Origin of the sequence: Virgibacillus proomii (genome assembly GCF_900162615.1) — a bacterium.
Taxonomy (GTDB): domain Bacteria; phylum Bacillota; class Bacilli; order Bacillales; family Amphibacillaceae; genus Virgibacillus; species Virgibacillus proomii.
This window is the reverse complement of the sequence record NZ_FUFN01000009.1, coordinates 694,055-718,075: the sequence shown is the minus strand read 5'-3', so window position 1 is coordinate 718,075 and position 24,021 is coordinate 694,055. Positions and strand designations below refer to the sequence as shown.

The window sequence follows — 24,021 nt, the reverse complement described above, 5'->3', positions numbered from 1 at the left end:
GAAATTATTTTCTTGAAGTTAATAAAAAATGAATATTTTGTGACTTTGTTATGAACCTATTGATTTTTCCTTGTACTTTGTAAAGGAAGTTTGTAAAATATAGGCACATGGGCTTACTCATGTATTACTAGGACAAAAAAGAGGCTGAATTCAGACTAGCTGGATTCAGCCTCTTTTTCCTAGTAAGGGGTTGAGAAGTTGTTAAAAAAGTCCGGTAATAAGGGCGCTTTGAATTTCTTCGTACGTTAGAACGGATAAAATCTTAGTGTTGAAGTTCATTCAACGTAGTTAAAATTATTAAGTGCCTTGTATACGTGTAACTAGGTCAGCGACGCATCGCGGTTTTTTTAAGGACACCTGAGACATTAGCCGACCGTTGGCCCTTTTTATCCCTTTTTAATGGAAAAGGTCAAAAACTTTCTCCAAGATGCTTTTGTCTTTAGGCTTTGGATCGGTTTTATTTGGTGAATCTTCCGGAAAGTGAAGGGAACAATATTCTTTCGGTTCACTTCCTTTTTCAAAAAACATAACCCTGCTTGATGAACAATAAGGAGTGGCACGTTGTCCAGTAGCAGGGTCAACGGGAACACCAATAACTCCTGAAGGGATAGGCAAACTGCTTTTTGGCAAATCTTGATGAGCGGCATCCATAAAATTAGCCCATATATCTTTGGCATAACTTGTTTCTTCTACCTGCTCTATTTTTCTGTTATCATCATAACCTACCCAAATACCAGTAACAATAGACGAGCTAAATCCAATCATCCAACTATCGGAATCTGTCGACCCTGATTTTCCTGCATATGTACGGTCGAGTTGGTCAATAATGGAAGAGCCTGTCACTTGCATATAGCCGTCAAGAGCATGGTCAAACATTCCTGTTAGCAAATGGGCTAGGATGTATGTCTTCTTTTTATCAAGAATTTGCTCTTGGGGGTAGTTCGGATGTTCATAGATTGTCTCACCTTCTCGATTAACAATTTTTTTGATCGCATACGGATCTACTTGTTTCCCACCATTTGCAATCATTCCATAACCGCGAACGATTTCCTTCATTGATACAACTTCTGTTCCAAGTGCTAAAGATGGAATCGGACTAAGCTTACTAGAAAAGCCAAATTGTTTAGCTGTATCAACGACATTTTCTGGACCCACATACATATTGGTCTTCACGGCATAAATATTATCTGAAAGAGCTAAGGCCTGGGCAAGTGAAATAGGTTTATTTGCATAATACCCATTAAAATTACCTGGTTGATATACTTTACCTCCGGACAGTTCAAATGTAGTTGGTTTGCTCATTAACATCGTTGTTGCATTATATCCATGTTCCAATGCTGTATAATAGACAAATGGTTTAAAGGCAGATCCAGGCATTCGCTTTGCACGGATTGCTCGATTAAAGGTACTTTCATCATAGTTACGACCACCAATCATAGCGATGATTTCTCCGGTTTGTGGGTCAATAGCGAGCCCACTTGCTTGGATCTCGCTGGAATTAGCAATCGTAGTTCCTAGCTCTTTTTCAAGTTTTAACTGGTGATCTTTGTTTAATGTAGTGTGAATCCGATATCCTCCCGATCGAACTTCATCAGCATCCAGATTTAATACTTTACTTGCTTCCTGAATGGCGAAATCCTGAAAGTAAGCACCTGGATTCGTTTGCTTTTGCTCTTTCGTTTGTCGATATGTTAATCGTTGTTGTTTAGCTTGTTTATACTCAGCTGAACTAATTTTATTTTGTGATAACATTGTTTTTAGAATATGGTGTTGCCGTTGGTTTGCCTTTGTATCATTATTGAATGGAGAGTAGTAGGTTGGGCCTTTAGGAATACCTGCGAGCATAGTAGATTCTGCCAAGGAAAGTTCATTGGCTGATTTATTAAAAAATACTTCACTAGCAGCTTCAATCCCATATGCTCCATGACCGTAGTAAATCGTATTTAGATAGCCTTCTAGTATCTCTGATTTCGAATAGAACATTTCCAAACGAATGGTAAAGAAAGCCTCTTTTATTTTTCGCAACCATGTTTTTTCGTGGGTTAAGTATAAGTTTCGTGCGTATTGTTGTGTTAATGTACTTGCACCTTCTTTAAGCGAGAAAGACTTTATATTTTCAATAACTGCACCAAAAATACGCTTTAAGTCAAAACCATGATGATCGTAAAAATGCTGATCTTCAATTGCAAGCGTTGCTTGTACAGCGTCATTTGCAATATCATCAAGCTTTACCCATCCTTCGTTATTTAATTCACTTGTTTTGCCAATGACTTCCCCATTACTACTGTATAGAACCGTTTTTTGGTCAAGTGATAATGGTGGGGGGCCAAGCAGAAAGCTAATGAAGTAGATGCCAGCAATAAATGCTATGCCTATTGCAAATAAGATACCTGATCCGAACAGGATAAATCTGTGTTTATGTTTTCTTCTATGTTTGCTCATAACCTTTTCCCTCTTTAAAAGTATACAACTAATACCATTATGGGAAAACAAACGAGCAAATAAACGTACAAATTATTCCTTTATTCAACAAAATAGTGTTCCCAACCGTTATGGTTTGGTTAAGGATGAGGTTTGGGGGATTAAATGTTAAATTATTTTATTTTTTACTTTGAAAAGATAAAGTTGATTCCTTGCGTTACAAGATCTCTAGATTTACGAAGAAGTACAACCGGTAGAAAGCTTAACCAATCTTGTCATTTAAGTTTCAATAAGTTTATTCACCAGGTAAATTAAGGGAAAATACGTGCTTGAACTGCTTTTAATGTTTCAACTGATTTAGCGAATTTTTTCTTTTCATCTTGATCTAATGAAAAATCTGCGACGCGCTTAACACCGGTCCGATCGATAATAGAGGGAACACCAATAAATACATCTTCGTAACCATGTTCTCCCTCTAATAAAGTTCCTATTGGTAATACAACTTGTTCATTATTTAAGATCGCCTTCGTGATTCGTGCTAATGCTATCCCAATGCCGTAATACGTAGCTCCTTTTAAACTAATAATTTCATAAGCTGCATTGCGAACCTTGGCTGCGATTTCGGTTTTTTGTTCTTCGGATAGTTTTTCTGCAATGAGTGATCCTGAAATGTTAGCTGTACTCCAAATAGGGAGTTGGGAATCACCATGTTCTCCGATAATGTAACCATGAACACTTGTAGGGGCAGTTGCAAATGTTTGGCTTAATAAGTAGCGGAATCGAGCTGAATCTAATATCGTACCGGTACCAATAATTCGTTCTTTTGGCAAATTGGAAAATTTCCATGTCGCGTAGGACAAAATATCGACAGGATTGGTTGCAACAATAAAAATTCCGTTAAAACCAGCATTCATAATAGATGCGACCATGGACTTGAAAATTTTTACATTTTTATTAACTAGGTCTAGTCTTGTTTCACCTGGCTTTTGTGCCGCCCCGGCACAGATAACAACTAATGCAGCATCGGTACAATCTTCATAAGTTCCATGCTTAATTTTTATTGCACTAGGAGCGTAGACAACTCCATGACTCAAGTCCATTACTTCTCCTTCCGTTTTCTTCGTATTAATATCTACTAAAACAAGTTCATTGCTTAAACCTTGATTTATTAGTGCATAAGCATAACTTGATCCAACTGCACCTGTACCAACAAGAACAATTTTATTTCCTGGTGTAATATTCATTAAGAAGACCTCCATCATGTTTAATTTGAAGTATTTGCTTTCCAATATAATAAAGTAATTCATCATCCGTTTTAAAAAAACAACTTTATTACTATATTACCTCTATGAGAAAAAAGAAATCCTATTTTTAATAAATAATTATTTTTTGCGCTTCGTAAAAAAGGTAATGTTTAATGTGGTTACCATTTTCCATTGTTCGTATAAGTTTATTTGAAACGAATGTTGATCATTACCCAAAAACAGTCGATTAGAAATTCGCTTAAGAAAAATAAAACGCGTTTTAGTGACGGAGATCCTTGTATAGTACAGCTTGATAAATACGTTTAGATATAATAGAATACACAAGTATACGTCATTATATACAAGGTTAACTCCATCCGTTATCTGTATAAAAATGGAGGGAATGTTTACGATGAGTAAGCGGCAAACACCAGTAATAATCGAGCTTTGTACAACTATTGAAGAAAATGGTGAAAAGGAATATCATAAAGTAGAACAGCGTGGCACTTTTTATCGAAAAGGTCATATAGACGTTCTTACATATGTAGAAGCAGGAGAAGGAATGCCTACCGTAAGCAACTTACTCACTATCCAGCCAAATAAGGTCAATTTGAAGCGATCTGGAAATGTAAAGATGAACCAGCAATTTCTTTTAAATAAGAAGACAGAAAATATAGTGAAGCATCCTTATGGCAGTTTATATATGGAGACTTTTACGACAAAGATTGTCTACGAGCCTATCCAGCCTGCAAAGGTTGGGAACCTCTATATCGCTTACGAAATAAAGCTAAATGATCAACATATAAGGCGGCAGAAGATCAATTTAATCATAAAAAAGGAGGACAATAAGGCATGAATGTCTTAACAGAGACAGAAGAAGCGTTAAAGCAGCAAATTAAAGAAGCTGTATTAAAGGCAGAGCTTGCAAGTGCAGAAGAAATACCCCCAATTGTTTTAGAAAAGCCTAAGGAAAAAAATCATGGTGACTTTGCGACCGCAATTGCCATGCAATTAGCTCGGATAGCGAAAAAATCACCTCGGTCGATTGCTGATGAGATCGTGAACCATCTGAACCAAACAGAAGCTTCGATTGAAAAAGTAGAGATTGCCGGGCCAGGGTTTATTAACTTTTTCATAAAAGAGGACTTTCTCGGCTCTATTATCCCTGCAATTATAAAGGAAGGGGATGCATATGGAAAGTCAACAGCAGGTCAAGACAAACGCATACAAGTAGAGTTTGTATCCGTTAATCCAACGGGGGATCTTCACCTAGGTCATGCCCGTGGAGCGGCGTTTGGAGATGTGCTTTGTAATGTGTTGGCTGCAGCAGGTTATCAAGTAGAACGAGAATATTACATTAATGATGCAGGCAATCAAATCGATAATTTGGCACTTTCTGTGGAAGCACGTTATTTACAAGCGCTTGGTCAAGATGCATCTATGCCTGAAGATGGATATTACGGTGAAGATATTATTCAGATTGGTAAAAAATTAAGTGAAGAGTATGATGATAAGTGGGTACATAGCGAACGAGAAGAGCGTCTTGCCTTTTTTAGAGAGTACGGATTAAATTATGAATTAGGAAAAATTAAAGAAGATCTGGAAAGCTTTCGGGTGAGCTTTGATTCATGGTTTTCGGAGAGGACCTTATATAAAGAAGGAAAAATTACCGAAGCGCTTCAGGTTTTAGATAAATATACGTATGAGAAGGACGGAGCTACTTGGTTTCGTTCAACTGAATTTGGTGATGATAAGGATCGCGTTTTAGTTAAACAGGATGGAAGCTATACGTATTTAACCCCGGATATCGCGTATCATAAAAACAAGCTGGATCGCGGCTTTGATCAAATTATTAATGTTTGGGGAGCAGATCATCATGGATATATTCCTCGTATGCGTGCAGCTATTCAAGCATTAGGGTATCCGGTTGACAAGTTCAGTGTCAAGATTATTCAAATGGTTAATCTGTATGAGAATGGTGAAAAGCTAAGGATGAGTAAACGAACAGGTAAGGCTGTTGCACTGCGTGAATTAATGGAAGAAGTTGGCGTAGATGCTGTCCGTTATTACTTTGTTATGCGTTCGAACGACTCACAACTTGATTTTGACATGGATTTGGCGCGCTCTGAATCGAATGATAATCCGGTATTTTATGTACAATATGCTCATGCGCGAATTTGTACGATGTTAAAACAAGCACAAGCAAAGGGATTCTCGATTGATGATTCAGCAGATGTATCATTATTAACGAGAGAGAAAGAAACAGACTTGTTAAAACAACTAGCTAAGTTTCCGCAAGTCATCGCTGATGCTGCGGAAAAACAAACCCCACATAAAATAACACAGTACGTCTTTGATCTAGCGAGTTTACTGCATAGCTTTTATAATGCAGAGAAGGTTTTGGATATAGAGAATCAGGAGCTAACAAAAGCCCGTATTCTTTTAATGAAGGCGGTCAAAATCACGCTTGCTAATGCTTTAAGAGTACTTGGTGTTACTGCACCAGAAAAAATGTAGAATAATGGTTTCACCATTACAAAAAAGAGAGCTTACTATCTTCAAGCTCTCTTCTTTAATTGGCTCCTTATTATGGGCTGCTATCTATCTTCTTTGGATGGCTGAGATGAGGGATGATGGCATCTATTAATCGGTTTATCCTAGAATGTATGCTGTCGTAAAATCCTTGCTCCAAGAGTTGAAGATAAAACAAAGTAGTTGAAGTGGGGACAGTGCACCTAAATTCCCGATTTGTTCGGATCACAGGACAAGGAAAAGCTACATAGCGACGCATCGCACGCAGAAAAAGCGTCTTTCTTTTTCAAGGACAAGGAAAACCCCGACAGCGATACATCGCTATTTTTCAAGATGCCCAAGATTTCAGCCTTTTTTTTATCAGTAACAACCCGCTGAATGAAGTTTCACTTTATTTTGACGTAATGGATAGTATTTGTTCAGCTCGCTCTACTTCTTCTTTGGAAGGCGGATTGACGTTAGCAAGTGGGTAGTCTAGATTTAACTGTTCCCATTTGTAGACGCCCATCGTATGGTATGGCAGAATTTCTACTTTTTTTACATTGCCAAGTTTAGTAATAAATTCATTTAATTTGGCAAGCTCTTCTGGATCGTCCGTTCTGCCGGGCACAAGTACACGGCGAATCCAAACAGGGACGTCTTTTTCAGCTAATAATTCAGCGAATTTTAAAATGTGTTCATTAGGCAGACCAGTAAGTTGTTTGTGTAATTGCGAATCTAAATGTTTTAAATCTAATAATACAAGATCGGTAACTTTTAGTAATTCATCAACTTTCCTTAAAAAAGTAGGGCTTTCACGGAAACATCCAGCAGATGTATCGATAGCGGTGTGGACACCTAGCTTTTTACATTCTTTAAACAGTTCAAGCAGAAAGTCAATTTGTAATAAAGGCTCTCCACCACTTACGGTTATGCCTCCGCTCTCCTTTATATATGGAAGGTAATCCTGTAAGTCATTTATGATGTCTTCTACACTTCTTTCTGTGCCTCCTTTTACATCCCATGTATCGGGATTGTGGCAAAATTGGCAACGCAGTAGACATCCTTGTAAAAAAATTACATAACGTAGTCCAGGTCCATCCACAGTACCGCAGGTTTCAATGGAGTGAATTCTTCCGATCATTGGTAAAGCCCCCTATCTTAGTGGAAGGGCAGTTTAATTGCCCTTCCAAGCAAATGATATTTAAAATTTACAGGTTATCGTTTCTACACCCATGACTTGATTACAAACCTTCATGGAATGTACGGTTTATAACGTCAAGCTGTTGTTCTCTTGTTAATTTTACAAAGTTTACAGCATAACCACTAACACGAATGGTTAATTGTGGATATTGTTCAGGGTGCTCCATCGCATCCTTAAGTGTTTCACGGTCAAATACGTTAATATTTAGGTGATGTCCTTCTTTTTTAGCATAGCCATCAAGGATGGATACTAAGTTTTTAGAGCGATCATCTACTGTTTTTCCAAGTGCTTTTGGAACAAAGCTCGTTGTGTTAGAGATGCCGTCTAAAGAATTTTCATAAGGTATTTTAGCTACGCTGTTTAGAGATGCAAGCGCTCCAGATTTGTCGCGACCATGTAATGGGTTTGCGCCCGGTGCAAATGGTTCTCCAGCACGACGTCCATCTGGGGTATTACCTGTTTTCTTACCATAAACGACGTTTGAAGTAATCGTCAAAATGGATAATGTTGGAATAGCATTTCGATACGTTTCATGTTGACGGAATTTATTCATAAATCTGTTTACGATATCCACAGCTAGGCTATCAACTGCATCATCGTTGTTTCCGTATTTTGGATAGTCACCTTCAATGCGGAAGTCTACAGCTAGTCCATCTTCATCACGAATGACATGTACTTTAGCATGTTTAATTGCACTTAGACTGTCAGCTACAACACTTAATCCGGCAATTCCGCCTGCCATCGTACGTTTGACATCTTTATCATGTAATGCCATTTCAATTCGTTCATACGCATATTTATCATGCATATAATGAATAACATTTAACGTATTCATATATAATTTTGCTAACCAATCTAAAACAAGATCATAACGTTCCATAACTTCATCGAAATCTAAGACATCAGAAGTAATTGGACGAAGCGCTGGGGATACTTGTGCTTTTGATTTTTCATCAACTCCACCGTTGATTGCATATAACAATGCTTTAGCTAGGTTAGCACGAGCTCCAAAGAATTGCATTTGCTTACCAATTTCCATGGCACTTACACAACATGCAATACCATAATCATCACCGTAGTGTTTTCTCATGATATCATCATTTTCGTACTGGATGGAGCTTGTATCAATAGACATTTTCGCACAATATTTCTTGAAGTTTTCTGGTAATTTGGTAGACCATAGAATGGTTAGGTTTGGCTCAGGAGCAGGTCCTAAGTTTGTTAAAGTATGCAAGAAACGAAAAGAGTTTTTGGTAACCAGTGGTTCACCGCTTATGCTTACTCCGCCGATTGATTCTGTTACCCAAGTTGGATCTCCGCTGAATAATTCGTTATATTCAGGGGTACGGGCAAATTTTACTAAACGTAATTTCATAATAAAATGATCAATCAACTCTTGTGCTTCTTGCTCGGTTAAGGTGCCTTCTTTTAGATCACGTTCCATATAAATATCCAAGAATGTGGATACACGACCGAGACTCATTGCTGCACCATTTTGTTCTTTAATCGCAGCTAAATAAGCAAAATATAGCCATTGGATAGCTTCTTGCGCATTTGTAGCTGGTTTAGAAATGTCAAATCCATAAGATGCTGCCATGTCTTTTAATTCATGTAATGCTCTAATTTGTTCTGCATGTTCTTCACGCTGTCTAATAATATCTTCTGACATGATACCATCATTTTCTAATTGCACAAGTTCTTCTTGTTTTTGCTTAATTAGAAAATCTACTCCATAAAGGGGAACTCTTCGATAGTCACCTATGATTCTTCCACGTCCATAAGCGTCAGGTAATCCAGTGATGATTCCGGCTTTTCTTGCTCTTCTCATCTCCGGAGTATAAGCATCAAACACACCTTGGTTATGGGTTTTTCTGTACTCTGTGAAAATATGCTCAGTTTCTTTATCTAATTCATAACCATATGCTTCGCAGGAGTTTTTTGCCATACGAATGCCACCGAACGGCATTAGCGCACGTTTAAATGGTTTATCTGTCTGTACACCAACAATTTTCTCTTTATCTTTATCTAAATAACCAGGACCATGTGAAGTAATCGTCGATGGAATTTTTGTGTCCATATCTAATACGCCGCCTGCTTTACGCTCTTTTGCCGTAAGCTCAGTAACTAGATCCCAAAGATCCAGCGTATTTTGTGTTGGCTCAGCTAAAAACTCCTCATCACCTTCGTAACAGGTGAAATTTCGTATAATAAAGTCTCTAACATCAACATTTTGTTCCCATTTCCCTGTTTGGAAGCTTCTCCATGGGGATGCTGTAGTTGTAGTAGTCATAAAACTACCTCCTTTGGTATTGAATAAATGAAGCTACTATTATTATAACGAAAAATCGACAATTGTGAAAGAGTTCACGTGTGATGTTTTTTTGACATTTACTTTCATTGAAAATTTAGTATAAGGCAATACGGAAGTTGTTTAAAAAAATTGGCCCTACCTTAGATAGTGGCATTTCTTTCATTGTGATTTCATAAATAGTTAGAGAAAAACAGTTGACTGAATGATCATTCATATTTATAGTAGTATATATAAGATTTAAAAAGAAGCCATTTTTCTGAATAATGCAATCGCTATCAAGCGGGGATGGAGAAAGGATGAAAACATAATAAGATGTATTACGACATGATAAGGGGGATCGGGCAAATTGGATACATTTCTACTTATTAATGCGATCGCTTTTACGGTGATTACAATTTATGGCGTATACCTGTTTGCTAGGGCGGTAGCAACGCGTGTTGCCTATATTCGACTAGGGAGAAAGTCTGAATTTGATCGGGAGTTTAAAGAACGCTTTAAAAGAATAGGGAAAATTGTTTTTGGTCAGTCAAAATTATTAAAGGATAAAAAATCAGGAATCATTCATGTTATGATGTTTTATGGCTTTATTCTTGTCCAATTTGGAGCCATTGATATGTTTATTAAAGGGCTGTCTCCAGAAGCTCATTTACCATTCGGTCCACTTTATCCGGGCTTCGTATTTTTTCAAGAAATAGTAACATTAATGATTCTAGTGGCAGTGGTCTGGGCTTTCTATCGTCGTTATATCGAAAAGCTTGTTCGATTGAAGCGCGGATTTAAAGCAGGGTTAGTACTCTTATTTATTGGTACCTTAATGCTTTCTGTGTTATTCGGTAACGGAATGGTGCAATTATGGCACGGTCATGAACCAACGTGGATGGAACCCGTTGCGAGTGTTATCGCCATGGCTTTTTCATGGCTTTCTCCTACAGGGGCAATGGTACTTTTCTATGTTGCGTGGTGGATTCATACGATCACTATTCTCGTTTTCCTAATTTATGTTCCACAGTCTAAGCACGCGCATTTGATTGCTGCACCGATCAATGTATTTCTAAGTAAACGAGTTCCAGGTAAATTACAGAAAATAAATTTTGATCTAGATGAGGAGGAAAATGAAGAGGATATTTCCTTTGGCGTTGGCAAGGTAGAGGATTTTGAACAATATCAAATGATCGACTTCTATGCCTGTGTGGAATGTGGCAGATGTACAGATGTCTGTCCTGCATCTGGTACGGGGAAAATGCTTTCGCCAATGGATATTATGATCAAGATAAGAGATCATTTAACAGAAAAGGGGGCTGCAATTACTGGAAAGTCACCTTGGGTTCCTGCTTATGCATTTGCCAATACAATTGGTAACCAAGCAAGTGCTAAACAAGAAGCCGCAGCAACGGTACAAAGTGCCAGTTTAATCGGGGATGTAATTACAGAAGAAGAGCTGGCAGGGTGTACGACGTGCCGAAACTGTGAGGATGCATGTCCAGTAAATAATGAACATGTAGGTACGATTATTGATATGCGCCGTTATCTTGTTATGACAGAAGGGAAGATGGACCAAGATGTACAGCGGGCGGTAATGAATATTGAACGTCAAGGTAATCCATGGGGGCTATCGAAAAAAGATCGAATTAAATGGCGCGAACAGGATGAATCCATTTATATTCCAACTGTGAAGGAGTTAAAAAAGGAAGGAAAGGATTTTGAATACTTGTTCTGGGTCAGTTCCATGGGTGCTTACGATAACCGCAGTCAAAAGATAGCTCTCGCTTTTGCAAAATTGTTAAATCAAGCAGGTGTTAGCTTTGCCATCTTGGGGAATAAAGAGGCAAATTCGGGCGATACAGCTCGTCGGATAGGAAATGAGTTTTTATTTCAGGAAATTGCCGAGAAAAATATAAAAGAATTCACGAAGAATGATGTGAAAAAAATTGTCACGATTGATCCACATGCATATAACATTTTTAAAAATGAATACCCAGATTTTGGTTTTGAAGTAGGGGTTTATCACCATACGCAATTGTTATATGATTTAGTAATGGGCGGTAAATTAAAACCAAAAAAGGCTATCAATCAACGACTTACCTATCATGACTCATGCTATTTAGGAAGGTATAATGGAGTTTATGATCCACCTCGAGAAATTCTTAAGGCGATTCCGGGATTGGAATTGGTAGAGATGGATCGTACTAGAGAAAATGGTATGTGTTGTGGCGCAGGTGGTGGTTTAATGTGGTCCGAGGAAACAACCGGAAATCGAATTAATGTAGCACGCACCGAGCAGGCGTTGAGAGTTCAGCCGAATATGATATCAAGTGCATGTCCATACTGCCTGACAATGATTAGTGATGGCACGAAAGCAAAAGAGGTTGAAGAAGATATAAGCACGATGGACGTAGCCGAGATATTAGCACTATCTGTATTTGCAGATAAGGAAGAAAAAAGCGCATAGTTTAATATAAAGTGAAACTTCATTTCTTGGAATGCTTTTCCCAAGAAATGTTAGCTGAACGAATCGGGCATTTAGAAGCCGTTACCTACCACATAGACCCAACACAAGGTCTTGAAGTGGGGTGGGAGTCTTACGGCATCTTACATGCGGGATAAACGATCAATCAGCAGTTTTTTTGCAAACAGCCAAATTCTGTTAATCTACTAACAAAATGGAAATATGTACAAAAAGGGAAAAATCCTCCTTTTTGTACATATTTATCGTTATTTTTGAACGAGCGTTCAATCAAGAAAAGGAGTGGAAAATGTATGAAAGAATCTGTAATTGTAGCTGGTGCAAGAACACCATTTGGAAAATTTGGTGGGGCATTGCAGCCATTTACAGCATCACAACTTGGAGGGAAGGCGATTGCCGAAGCTTTAAAGCGGGCAGACCTAGCAGGAGATGATGTAGATGAAGTAATTATTGGAAATGTGCTACAAGGTGGACAAGGACAAATCCCATCACGACAAGCTGCAAGAGAAGCTGGTATTCCATGGGATGTAAAAACAGAAACGATAAATAAAGTTTGCGCTTCTGGATTACGCAGTGTGACATTAGCGGATCAATTGATTCGTCTGGGCGAGGAAGAAATTATTGTAGCTGGTGGTATGGAGAGCATGAGTAATGCACCTTACTTTTTACCAGATGCACGCTGGGGAAATCGGATGGGTGACAAAAAAGTAGTCGATATGATGGTACATGATGGATTAACCTGTTCTTTTCAAGGAGTTCATATGGGGACATATGGAAATGCTACAGCAAATGAATATGAAATAAGTCGTGAAGAACAGGATAAATGGGCATATCGCAGCCATCAACGGGCAATTCAAGCAATAGAAGAAGGGAAGTTTGCTGAAGAAATTGTCCCTATTGAAGTATTACAACGAAAAGGAGCCCCGCTTATTATAGATCGAGACGAAGCACCAAGAAAAGATACAAGCATTGAAAAGCTGGCAGTGCTTAAACCGGTATTTAATAAGGACGGTACGATTACAGCAGGGAATGCACCAGGCATAAACGATGGAGCATGTGCGCTTGTGGTAATGTCGAGTAACAAAGCTAGTGAATTAGGAAAAACTCCACTCGCAACGATTAAAGGGCATGCAGAAATAGCTGTACCTGCTGAAGATTTTCCAAAGACTCCAGGGCTAGTCATTAATAAATTACTTGAAAAAACAGGTCATGTTAAAGATGAAATAGATTTGTTTGAAATTAATGAAGCATTTGCCTCCGTATCGTTAGCAAGTTCTAAGATCGCAGGGATTGATCAAGAAAAAATTAATGTAAATGGTGGGGCAGTTGCATTAGGTCATCCGATTGGAGCTAGTGGAGCAAGAATATTACTAACTTTAGTCTATGAATTGAGAAGACGAGGCGGTGGACTTGGTATTGCTGCTATTTGCAGTGGGGGAGGCCAAGGTGACGCTATTTTAATCGAAGTACCAAAATAGAATATTTATTAGGGGATGGGCGAAATGAATATAGAGAAAGTTATGGTCATAGGCGCTGGGCAAATGGGGGCAGGTATTGCCCACGTCTGTGCTCAAGCTGGTTTTCATGTTCGATTATATGATAATCAGGCGAAAGCATTAGAAAAGGGAATAAATACTATTGAGAAGCTGTTGCAACGTTCTGTTGATAAACAACGAATGACAGAGCAGGAGAAAAATGAAACATTTACAAGAATTCAGGCAGTAGATACATTATGGGAAGGAAGTAAAGCAGATTTAATAATTGAAGCTGTGATTGAAAATATGGATGTGAAAACAGATATCTTTCAGCAGCTGGATCATATTGCTCCGACACATGCTATTTTAGCTTCGAATACATCATCCTTGCCAATTACGGAGATCGCGGCAGCAACAGAACGTCCGGAACAAGTAATTGGCATGCATTTCATGAATCCTGTACCTGTGATGAAATTGGTAGAAATTATTCGTGGTTTACAGACGAGTGATCAAACCTATCAGGCTATTGACCAAATGGCAAAGGCTTTAAATAAAACACCCGTTGTAGTAAATGATTTTCCGGGGTTTGTTTCAAATCGTATTTTGATGCCAATGATTAATGAAGCGATATATACGCTTTATGAAGGAATTGCAACGGTCGAGGATATTGATACTTCAATGAAATTAGGGATGAATCATCCGATGGGACCGCTAACTCTGGCTGATTTTATTGGCCTGGATACATGCCTTTATATTATGGAAGTATTGCATGAAGGGTTTGCGGACAGTAAATACCGCCCATGTCCATTACTTAGGCAATACGTAAAAGCAGGGTGGCTCGGTAAAAAATCAGGTCGAGGCTTTTATACGTATACGAAACTATATACGAATGCCTAAGGGAGGAAAGCGGATGCTACATGAAACAGAAGAACAGGCAATGTTGCGAAAAATGGTCAGAGATTTTGCGCAAACAGAAATAGCTCAGGCCATACCACGGATGGAGGAAGAAGATAGGTTTCCAAAAGAAATTATTAAAAAAATGGGAGATCTTGGTTTAATGGGCATCCCTATTCCTGAAGATTACGGTGGTGCAGAGATGGGTTATACCTCCTATATTCAGACCATTCATGAAATATCAAAAGTAAGCGCTACAGTAGGAGTTGTTTTATCGGTACACACATCTGTGGGAACCAATCCTATTTTGTACTTTGGTACGGAACAGCAAAAAAATCATTACCTTCCAAAGCTTGCTAATGGAGATTACCTTGGTGCTTTTGCTTTGACAGAGGCACACGCCGGTTCTGATGCAGGAAGTATTAAAACAACCGCGGTAAAGGAAGGTAATGGTTATATATTAAATGGTTCTAAGCTATTTATTACAAATGGTGGCGAAGCAGATACGTATATAACCTTTGCTCGAACAGGTGAGGAAAAAGGTGATATAAGTGCGTTTATTATTGAAAAGGATACACCAGGACTTACGATTGGAAAAAAAGAAAGAAAAATGGGGCTACATGGATCAAATACGGTTTCACTCATCTTTGAAAATTGTAAAGTTGATAAGAAACAGCTGTTAGGTGAGGAAGGGCAGGGCTTTAAAATTGCGTTACATAATCTAAATATCGGCAGAATTGGTATTGCGGCGCAGGCATTAGGTATTAGTGAAGCGGCTTTGGAATATGCGACAGAATATGCTAAAGAGCGAATCCAATTTGGCAAGTCAATTGTTAACCAGCAAGGAATTTCCTTTAAACTAGCAGATATGGCCACCCGTACAGAAGCGGCAAAGTTATTAGTCTATCAAGCCGCTGTTTTAGTAGAACAAGATGTTCCTGCTGGAAAAGAGGTATCCATGGCAAAGTTATTTTCATCAAGAACAGCTATGAAAAATGCTATAGAAGCTGTACAAATTTTTGGTGGCTATGGTTATACAAAAGATTACCCTGTTGAGCGACTATTTCGCGATGCTAAAGTTACTGAAATTTACGAAGGCTCCAATGAAATCCAACGAATTGTTATAGCGAAGCATCTATTAAAATAGCAAACATTTGTTAAAAACATGAAGGAGGACAAGTGAGAATGAACTTTCAACTAACTGATGAACAAGAAATGTTGCGAAAGATGGTGCGGAATTTTGCGGAAAATGAAGTAGAACCGTCAGCTGCTGAACGTGATGAACAAGAACGATTTGATAGGGAAATATTTGATAAAATGGCAGAATTAGGGTTAACCGGTATTCCATGGCCAGAAACATATGGCGGCATTGGTGCAGATTATATGAGTTATGTTATTGCCGTAGAAGAATTATCAAGAGTCTGTGCATCTACCGGGGTTACTTTATCGGCTCATGTATCTTTGGCTAGCTGGCCGATTTATAAATATGGGAATGAAGAGCAGAAAAAAACGTTTTTGTATCGTCTGGCCAGTGGTGAAGCGTTAGGCGCTTATGCGTTATCGGAGCCTGGAGCAGGAAGTGATGTTGTTTCCATGTCAATGACAGCAAAGGAAGAAGGCAACCATTATGTATTAAATGGTAATAAAGTATGGATTACCAATGGTGGAGTTGCTGATATATATATTGTATTTGCTAAAACAGATGCCGATAAACGACATAAAGGCATTACGGCTTTTATTGTAGAGAAGGGTACAGAAGGTTTTACTTTCGGTAAAAAAGAGAAAAAGCTAGGCATTCGTTCTTCACCAACAACTGAACTTATTTTCGAGAATTGCAGTATACCAAAAGAGAATCGGTTAGGAGCAGAAGGAGAAGGCTTTAAAATTGCGATGACTACGTTGGATGGCGGTCGAAATGGAATTGCAGCACAAGCGGTTGGAATTGCTCAAGGAGCATTGGATGCAGCAACTGCCTACGCAAAAGAAAGGGAACAATTTGGGAAACCAATTGCAATGAATCAAGGGATTTCCTTTAAGCTAGCAGATATGGCAACAGAGGTAGAAGCAGCCCGCTTATTAACTTATCAAGCAGCCTGGTTAGAGTCGCAAGGATTACCTTATGGTAAAGCATCGGCCATGTCAAAATTATTTGCAGGAGATGCAGCAATGCGGACTACTGTAGAAGCCGTCCAAATTTTCGGCGGCTATGGCTATACAAAAGATTATCCAGTTGAACGTTATATGCGTGATGCGAAAATTACTCAAATATATGAAGGAACAAATGAAATTCAACGTCTAGTTATTGGTAGGATGCTTACGAAATAGGTCAAGGAAAGTATTAAAGTTGAACAAATAAGGAGGTAATGGAATGCAGAAGGATTCAATTCTTTCTTCCATAAAAGATCAATCCTTAATTGAAAAGCGTCGGAATCAAATTATAAAAGGAGCCATTACCTTATTTAAAGATAAAGGGTTTCATCGGACTACAACTAGGGAAATTGCCAAAGCAGCCGGTTTTAGTATTGGAACATTATATGAATATATACGAACAAAAGAAGATGTTTTATTTCTTGTTTGTGATTCCATTTATCTTCAAGTTCGTAAGCGATTGGAAGCGCAAATAGATTTGAATAATTCTTCCGCAGAGCATTTCATGAATGTAATTCGGTCATACTTTTATTTAATGGATGAAATGCAAGAAGAAGTGCTAATCATGTATCAAGAAGTGAAATCATTAAAAAATGAGAGTAAAGAATATGTGTTAAAAAAAGAATGGGATATGCTAGCTATATTAGAGCGGTTAATAGTGGCTTCTTTTCCGGATTCATTGTCCCCTCGAAAACGTAAACTTTTAGCTAATAACATATTTATTATTGGACAAATGTGGGCATTTAGAAGATGGATGCTGCAAAAGCAATTCACACTTGAGGAATATACAGATTACCAAATCCATTATTTAATGAATTCTATTAAGGGATATAAAGAGAGTGTTTAAAGAAAAGTATAAAGAACCAAGACAACAAAAAAGTATTAATGAACGTATGGAATAACCTTTTAAAACGGGTTATTCCTACACAGAGATAATAAAGGGGAATTTTTGATATGTCTTTTAGAGCCTTGTATGAGTATAGGTTCATACAAGGCTTTTTACATGTAAAACGCACTAGTTTTCAAATGAAATAGACTTGGTGAATTTTAGATTTGTATAGAACAATTAGGCTGGAATGCATGCATAAAAAGCTGTTAACAATGTAAAAAATTTAGCGGAGAAGTTAATATTGACTTCGGAATTTTTAAAGTACAACGAAGTAATAAAGGTTCCTTTCCTTTCAATCTTATTTTTGTCTAGGAATTGATTGATATGTTTTTGCATATGGATGTTTTTTCTGAAAGTAGCCTCGTCGTCTAGTTTAAGCGCTCAAGCTGAAGCGAACTTCGCTCTTCTCCCTACGGTAAGTCTACATCGGCTCCTTTATTCCGAATGTAAGGAGCTGTATTTTTCTCATGTAAAAAATCTGCTTATTACTTTTTCAAACTTTATAAGAGAAACGGCTCCTAAATTCCCAATTCGTTTGGGGTGACAGATAAGAAAGATTACGGCAGCGACGCATCGCAAGCAGGAAAAGCGTTTTTCTTTTTCAAGAAGAAAAGCAATACTTGAATAAAGCTTCATTTTATCGTATAAGAAAAACGATAGCTTTCGCATAAAGGCTTGGCGACAAGCCAAGTTTTTCTAAAGTTACTGTGGTTTTATTTTTTTCTGCTTTATCTCTAGCATAAACCCTATAGAATTGTTTATAATGTATGGTATGGTTATTGGTATAAAGACGTTAGATATATGTAAATTATTTCAGTATCTAATTGTTCTTAAGACTTTTACCTAAATGTTAGTTTAACAACAAAGCGTGAATACGATGGAGTTAGCAGTACTTCAATAGTAGATTGATTTAACTGCTACTTCCATGTGCGAAAGAATCAGCTATAGATTGAAGTTTAACTTTTATCCTACATGTAACTTGTAGTAAGACCTCTACTTCCATGTAACAAGGTAAAACCTGGAAGATAAGTGGAGGGCCCAACTGCAAGTTAAATGCCCGATTCTGTTCATTCCAATAATCGGTGTGGGATAAAAGCAAATCCCCACTGATTGAAGATTCACTTTATTAAAGTTAAGTAGCAAAGTTATTAATATAAGTAAAGGGAGTGCATGACCGTGAGCTTAAAAAAATATAGCCACGAAGAAATTCAAAAAATGTCAATGATTGAATTAGCTACTTTATTAATGTTAGAAGAAAAGAAAGCTATTCATTTTAAGGACATATTTGAACAGGCAGCAGATTTAAAAGGTTTTACTAAACAACAAAAACGGGATCTAATTGCTCAATTTTATACGGATTTAAATGTGGATGGCAGATTTTTGACAACAGGAGATAATATGTGGGGGCTGAAACGTTGGTATCCTGTTGAACAAATGGACGAAGTAGTCCACGTAACTCCAAAAAGGAAGAAAAAGGTGAGGCAAAAGTCAGAAGAGGAAATAGAGGAAGAACTGGATATTGTTGATGATGAAATTGAAATTTTTGATGAAGATTTCGTAGAAGAAGATTTTGAAGAAGATGAAGATTATGATGAAGCCTTCGATGAGGATTATGATGAGGACTATGACGAGAAAATAGAAGAAGATGAAGAATTGGTGGATGAAGATTACTTAGATGATAAGGAAAAAAAGTAAAGGAAGTATTTAATTTTTAGAGTGGATGGCAGTTCTTGGAGTCTTGACTTTTTTATTTGAGATCAGTACAATTTAACTTGGGCTCTTTCAATTAATTATCAAAGCGTTTCCCCAGCAGTTGGGGAGGCGCTTTTATTATTTTATTGTCACCTTGTGCATGATAAAGACAACAGATAACACGATTAAAATTCTTAGTGCATCCCAAAATATGAGAGAAAAAGTATTGTTAGCTTATGTTAATTAGACAGTTTAAGAATGATTAAAATCAAATCAATACTAACGGAAATTTACTTGGGATTCCTTATCTGAAAAATTCATGTATGGTCTTATTTGTGACTAGTATGCAATTATTTATAAAGAGCTAAATTCCTAAAAAAACCTTTGATTTAATAAAAATATAGAGAAAGAGGGAGTAAGATGACTAAATATATTTTTGTTACTGGAGGCGTTGTATCTTCATTAGGGAAGGGAATTACAGCAGCTTCACTGGGACGATTACTAAAAAATCGCGGTTTAAAAGTTACGATCCAAAAATTTGATCCTTATATTAATGTCGATCCTGGAACAATGAGCCCTTACCAGCATGGGGAAGTTTATGTCACAGAGGATGGTGCAGAGACCGATTTAGACTTAGGCCATTATGAACGGTTTATTGATATTAACTTGAATAAATATAGCAATATTACAACAGGAAAGGTATATTCCAGCGTTATTCGTAAGGAGCGCCGTGGTGATTATTTAGGTGGAACAGTTCAAGTTATTCCACACATCACGAATGAAATAAAAGAACAGGTATTTCGCGCAGGGGAAGCAACAGAAGCAGATATTGTGATTACGGAAATCGGCGGTACGGTTGGTGATATCGAATCATTACCTTTTTTGGAAGCAATTCGTCAAATTAAGAAGGATGTTGGCAGAGATAGCGTCATGTATATTCACTGTACACTTGTTCCATATATTAAAGCAGCTGGTGAGATGAAAACCAAACCAACCCAACATAGTGTGAAGGAATTGCGCTCTCTTGGTATTCAACCTGATGTTATTGTTTTACGAACAGAACAGGCGATTAGTAAGGAAATGAAAGAAAAAATTGCTCTGTTTTGTGATATTAATGAAAAAGCAGTGATTGAGATGATAGATGCTGATACACTTTATCAGATACCAATTTCTTTGCAAGAACAGCAGTTAGATCAACTCACATGCAATCACTTTGGTTTAAAGTGCCAAGAAGCGGATATGGGTGAGTGGAAGGAATTGCTTAATAGAGTACGGCATTTATCAAAGCAAGTTGATATTGCGCTTGTAGGAAAATATGTTGAATTACCTGATGCATATTTGTCTGTCGTAGAAGCATTAAAACATGCTGGATTTGTATTTGATTCGGATATTCATGTACATTGGATTAACTCAGAGCAGCTTGATGAACAAACGATTCATCAAGAGCTAGAAAATGTGGATGGTATTCTCGTTCCCGGTGGTTTCGGTGACCGAGGAATCGATGGTAAAATTATCGCCATTCAACATGCAAGAGAAAATAAGATCCCATTTTTAGGTATTTGTTTAGGGATGCAATTAGCTACGGTGGAATTTGCTCGTAATGTTGTAGGGCTTGAAAGTGCTCATTCAACAGAGATTGATCCAAATACACCACATCCGATTATTGATTTACTCCCGGATCAGAAGGACATTGCCAATCTAGGGGGAACTTTACGACTTGGCGCTTATCCATGTAAATTAAAAGATAATACCAAAACAAAAGCAGCCTATAATGGTGCAGATTGTATTGAAGAGCGACATCGTCATCGTTATGAGTTTAACAATGTTTACCGGGAGCAAATGATTCATCATGGATTCGTCTTTTCCGGTACAAGTCCTGATGGCCGTCTTGTTGAAACAATTGAAATTGCCGATCATCCGTGGTTTGTAGCATGTCAATTTCATCCGGAATTTACATCTAGACCGACTAGACCACAACCTTTATTTAAAGGGTTTATCGGTGCTGCCTTAGAGTATCAAAACGCTAAATAATAAAAAAAATAAAGAAGGGGCTAGAACAAAAAAACAGCTGATTAAAAAACGAACCATAAATCGTCCTAGTACTATAGTAAAGTATAAAATTTTAGGCTTTATCCCGCATGTAAGGTGCCGTAAGACTCCCACTTCAAAATCTTGGAGTTGATACAAAAGGGTCTAAGTGGGAGAAGACGGCACCTAAATGCCCGATTCGTTTAAGGGCCTTTAGGTCATACCCTTGCGGTACTAACATTCAGTAGGAGATGGAAGAAAACTCCTACTGAATGAAGTTTCACTTTATAGTATAAGAAAAACGATGGCTTTCGCTAAAGACTTGCGACAAGCCAAGTTTTTCTAAACACAAACAAACCGAACAATTATAAATGAATTGTTCGGTTTGTGCTATTTAGTATCTGCTTATGTCTCAGCTCTTTTTCATTTACAGTCATTTACATGAGATTTTTACGTCGAAATTTAGCTGGATAAGAAAAACTTCTTCAGCGATACTTCGGGGTTAGCCCTTGATTTACTCTTTCGGAGAAAAAAGCCTTAGTGAAAAAAATTTAACTTATCTTTTTGAACATGAACTTAAGACTTCATTATTATTCACTCTTCTTTATTTGGCAAAACCCGTAGAAATTGCAGGATATCTAGCAATTGATAGCGAATATTAGTGTTGGGGGACAAATGCTTTAGAAAGGGGAAGTCTATAAATGGAAAAAGCAATCCTAGTTGTTGATGACCAACCGGGAATCTGTATGCTCCTGAAAGATATTCTTACTGAAGAGGGTTATTATGTGGAGACTGCCAATAATGGTAAAGAGTGTATAGATAAAATTAATTCTTTTACTTTTCATTTATTAATGATCGATTACCATTTGCCAATTTTTAACGGTATAGAAGTATTGCGGCAAATAAAGAAAACAAACCATTGCATTCCTACTATTATGATGAGCGGAATGTGTGAAGCTGTCCTTGCTGACAATATAGAATGTGCTAATATTGTAACGATTATAGGCAAACCGTTTAATATTAAGGAAGTATGTCGGGTTGTAAATTCGATTCTTGGTTAAAATAAAATAAAGTATTGTTGCGCCTTTGGACGGTTGTTGGTATTCTTATAGTGTAATTTATTTTGACATAGGTGTAATGTTCATCTAAGAGGAGGATATACATGCCATTAGTATCAATGAAAGAAATGTTAGAAAAGGGTAAAGAAAATGGTTATGCGGTAGGTCAGTTTAACTTAAATAACTTGGAATATGCGCAGGCAATTTTGCAGGCAGCAGCAGAAGAAAAGTCTCCAGTTATTTTAGGTGTTTCTGAAGGTGCCGCAAGATATATGGGTGGTTTCAATGTAGTAGTGGCAATGGTAAAGTCACTTATGGATTCATATAAAACAACTGTACCAGTAGCTATTCATTTAGATCACGGATCTAGCTTTGCAAAATGTGCAGAAGCTATTCATGCTGGCTTTACATCAGTAATGATTGATGCATCACATGATCCATTGGAAGAAAATATTGAGGTTACAAAAAAAGTTGTTGAACTAGCTCATCTACATGGCGTTTCTGTAGAAGCAGAATTAGGTACAGTTGGTGGACAAGAAGATGATGTTATAGCAGACGGTGTTATTTATGCAGATCCTCAGGAATGTAAACAGCTAGTTGATGCAACTGGAATTGATTGCCTTGCACCAGCACTTGGATCTGTTCATGGACCGTATAAGGGAGAGCCTAATCTAGGGTTTAAGGAAATGGAAGAAATTCTTGATTTGGTAAAAATACCATTAGTTTTACATGGAGGAACTGGTATTCCTACAAAAGATATTCAACGCGCCATTTCCTTAGGTACAGCAAAAATTAATGTAAATACAGAAAACCAAATTGCACAAGCGAAAAAAGTTCGTGAAGTGTTGAACGAAAGCCCTGATTTATACGATCCACGTAAATATCTAGGACCGGGTAGAGAAGCAATTAAAGAAACAGTTATTAGCAAAATGCGTGAATTTGGCTCATCCCAAAAAGCTTAAGATGTTTTCAAACAAAATGTGGAGGAGGGGTATGAATGAAGTTTTTTATTGATACAGCAAATATTGATGAGATCCGTGAGGCTAATGCTTTAGGAGTACTGGATGGAGTAACAACCAATCCAAGTTTGGTAGCAAAAGAGAATGTTTCATTTCATGATCGTCTGCGTGAAATTACAGCAGAGGTTTCTGGGTCTGTTAGTGCCGAAGTAATCTCTGAAGACGCAGAAGGTATGATTCGTGAAGGAAAGGAATTAGCGGCTATTGCACCAAATATTACCGTTAAAGTTCCAATGACTTTAGAAGGCTTAAAAGCAGTAAAGACCTTTAGTGATTTAAATATTAAGACGAATGTTACACTTATTTTTAATGCAAATCAGGCTTTACTTGCAGCTCGAGCAGGTGCTACCTATGTATCACCGTTTCTGGGGCGTTTAGATGATATCGGTCATAATGGAATGGATTTAATCCAAACAATTGCTACTATATTTGAAAAGCACGATATTAAAACAGAAATTATTGCTGCATCCATTCGTCATCCTTTACATGTAATAGAAGCTGCTCTTCATGGTGCACATATTGCGACAATTCCGTTTAAGGTTTTAGAGCAACTTGTTAAGCATCCGTTAACCGACCAAGGAATTGAAAAATTCTTAGCAGATTGGAATAAACAAAATTAATTGCATAATAATGGAAAAACAGCGCAACCTAAGGAGCAAATGC

General features: G+C 37.5%; 17 protein-coding genes. 13 read left to right on the top strand and 4 right to left on the bottom strand.

Annotation, left to right across the window (positions count from 1 at the left end; genetic code table 11):
• Positions 1–396: 396 nt before the first annotated feature.
• Positions 397–2,442: a transglycosylase domain-containing protein gene (locus BN1066_RS06020; RefSeq protein WP_077318549.1), complete on the bottom strand. Its 2,046-nt coding sequence runs from the start codon at positions 2,440–2,442 to the stop codon at positions 397–399.
• 290 nt (positions 2,443–2,732) lie between these two features.
• On the bottom strand, positions 2,733–3,665 hold the full coding sequence (locus BN1066_RS06015; RefSeq protein WP_077318548.1) for an L-lactate dehydrogenase: 933 nt from the start codon (positions 3,663–3,665) through the stop codon (positions 2,733–2,735).
• Between the two features lie 412 nt (positions 3,666–4,077).
• Here BN1066_RS06015 and BN1066_RS06010 point away from each other — a divergent pair, with 412 nt between their 5' ends.
• Together BN1066_RS06010 and argS are read left to right on the top strand one after the other, a co-directional pair.
• A complete protein-coding gene (locus BN1066_RS06010) occupies positions 4,078–4,521 on the top strand; it encodes a YwiB family protein (protein ID WP_179104297.1) in 444 nt (147 codons plus the stop codon).
• Positions 4,518–6,182 carry an arginine--tRNA ligase gene (argS, locus tag BN1066_RS06005; protein ID WP_077318546.1) on the top strand — a complete coding sequence of 555 codons (1,665 nt, stop codon included), beginning with the start codon at positions 4,518–4,520 and terminating at the stop codon, positions 6,180–6,182. The genes BN1066_RS06010 and argS overlap by 4 nt, the downstream gene beginning before the upstream one ends.
• Before the next feature lie 406 nt (positions 6,183–6,588).
• Here the strand turns inward: argS and pflA are convergent, their stop codons facing one another.
• A complete protein-coding gene (pflA, locus tag BN1066_RS06000; RefSeq protein WP_077318545.1) occupies positions 6,589–7,320 on the bottom strand; it encodes a pyruvate formate-lyase-activating protein in 732 nt (243 codons plus the stop codon).
• A 100-nt stretch (positions 7,321–7,420) separates the two neighbouring features.
• Complete coding sequence (pflB, locus tag BN1066_RS05995; protein ID WP_077318544.1) at positions 7,421–9,670, bottom strand: formate C-acetyltransferase; 2,250 nt, start codon at positions 9,668–9,670, stop codon at positions 7,421–7,423.
• Between the two features lie 367 nt (positions 9,671–10,037).
• On the opposite strand from pflB, the gene BN1066_RS05990 reads away from it, so the two are divergent.
• The 11 genes from BN1066_RS05990 to fsa all read left to right on the top strand — a co-directional run bounded on the left by BN1066_RS05990 (position 10,038) and on the right by fsa (position 23,978).
• Positions 10,038–12,140, top strand: coding sequence for a heterodisulfide reductase-related iron-sulfur binding cluster (locus tag BN1066_RS05990; RefSeq protein ID WP_077318543.1), 2,103 nt, complete (start codon positions 10,038–10,040; stop codon positions 12,138–12,140).
• A gap of 308 nt (positions 12,141–12,448) precedes the next feature.
• Positions 12,449–13,633 (top strand): acetyl-CoA C-acetyltransferase, encoded by a 1,185-nt coding sequence (locus tag BN1066_RS05985; RefSeq protein WP_077318542.1) that lies wholly within the window; start codon positions 12,449–12,451, stop codon positions 13,631–13,633.
• A 24-nt stretch (positions 13,634–13,657) separates the two neighbouring features.
• Positions 13,658–14,527: a 3-hydroxybutyryl-CoA dehydrogenase gene (locus tag BN1066_RS05980; protein ID WP_077318541.1), complete on the top strand. Its 870-nt coding sequence runs from the start codon at positions 13,658–13,660 to the stop codon at positions 14,525–14,527.
• A gap of 13 nt (positions 14,528–14,540) precedes the next feature.
• The gene (locus BN1066_RS05975; RefSeq protein WP_077318540.1) at positions 14,541–15,671 is read left to right on the top strand and encodes an acyl-CoA dehydrogenase; all 1,131 of its coding nucleotides are present in this window, start codon (positions 14,541–14,543) and stop codon (positions 15,669–15,671) included.
• Between the two features lie 38 nt (positions 15,672–15,709).
• The gene (locus BN1066_RS05970; protein ID WP_077318539.1) at positions 15,710–16,849 is read left to right on the top strand and encodes an acyl-CoA dehydrogenase; all 1,140 of its coding nucleotides are present in this window, start codon (positions 15,710–15,712) and stop codon (positions 16,847–16,849) included.
• Positions 16,850–16,892: 43 nt separating this feature from the next.
• A complete protein-coding gene (locus BN1066_RS05965) occupies positions 16,893–17,519 on the top strand; it encodes a TetR/AcrR family transcriptional regulator (RefSeq protein ID WP_077318538.1) in 627 nt (208 codons plus the stop codon).
• 1,212 nt (positions 17,520–18,731) lie between these two features.
• Positions 18,732–19,256 carry a DNA-directed RNA polymerase subunit delta gene (rpoE, locus tag BN1066_RS05960; protein WP_342745590.1) on the top strand — a complete coding sequence of 175 codons (525 nt, stop codon included), beginning with the start codon at positions 18,732–18,734 and terminating at the stop codon, positions 19,254–19,256.
• A 417-nt stretch (positions 19,257–19,673) separates the two neighbouring features.
• On the top strand, positions 19,674–21,284 hold the full coding sequence (locus BN1066_RS05955; RefSeq protein WP_077318536.1) for a CTP synthase: 1,611 nt from the start codon (positions 19,674–19,676) through the stop codon (positions 21,282–21,284).
• 698 nt (positions 21,285–21,982) lie between these two features.
• Positions 21,983–22,342, top strand: coding sequence for a response regulator (locus BN1066_RS05950; protein WP_077318535.1), 360 nt, complete (start codon positions 21,983–21,985; stop codon positions 22,340–22,342).
• 101 nt (positions 22,343–22,443) lie between these two features.
• Complete coding sequence (locus tag BN1066_RS05945; RefSeq protein WP_077318534.1) at positions 22,444–23,301, top strand: class II fructose-bisphosphate aldolase; 858 nt, start codon at positions 22,444–22,446, stop codon at positions 23,299–23,301.
• Between the two features lie 35 nt (positions 23,302–23,336).
• Entirely contained in the window at positions 23,337–23,978 is a 642-nt protein-coding gene (gene fsa, locus BN1066_RS05940) for a fructose-6-phosphate aldolase (protein ID WP_077318533.1), read from the top strand.
• The last annotated feature ends 43 nt before the right edge of the window (positions 23,979–24,021 follow it).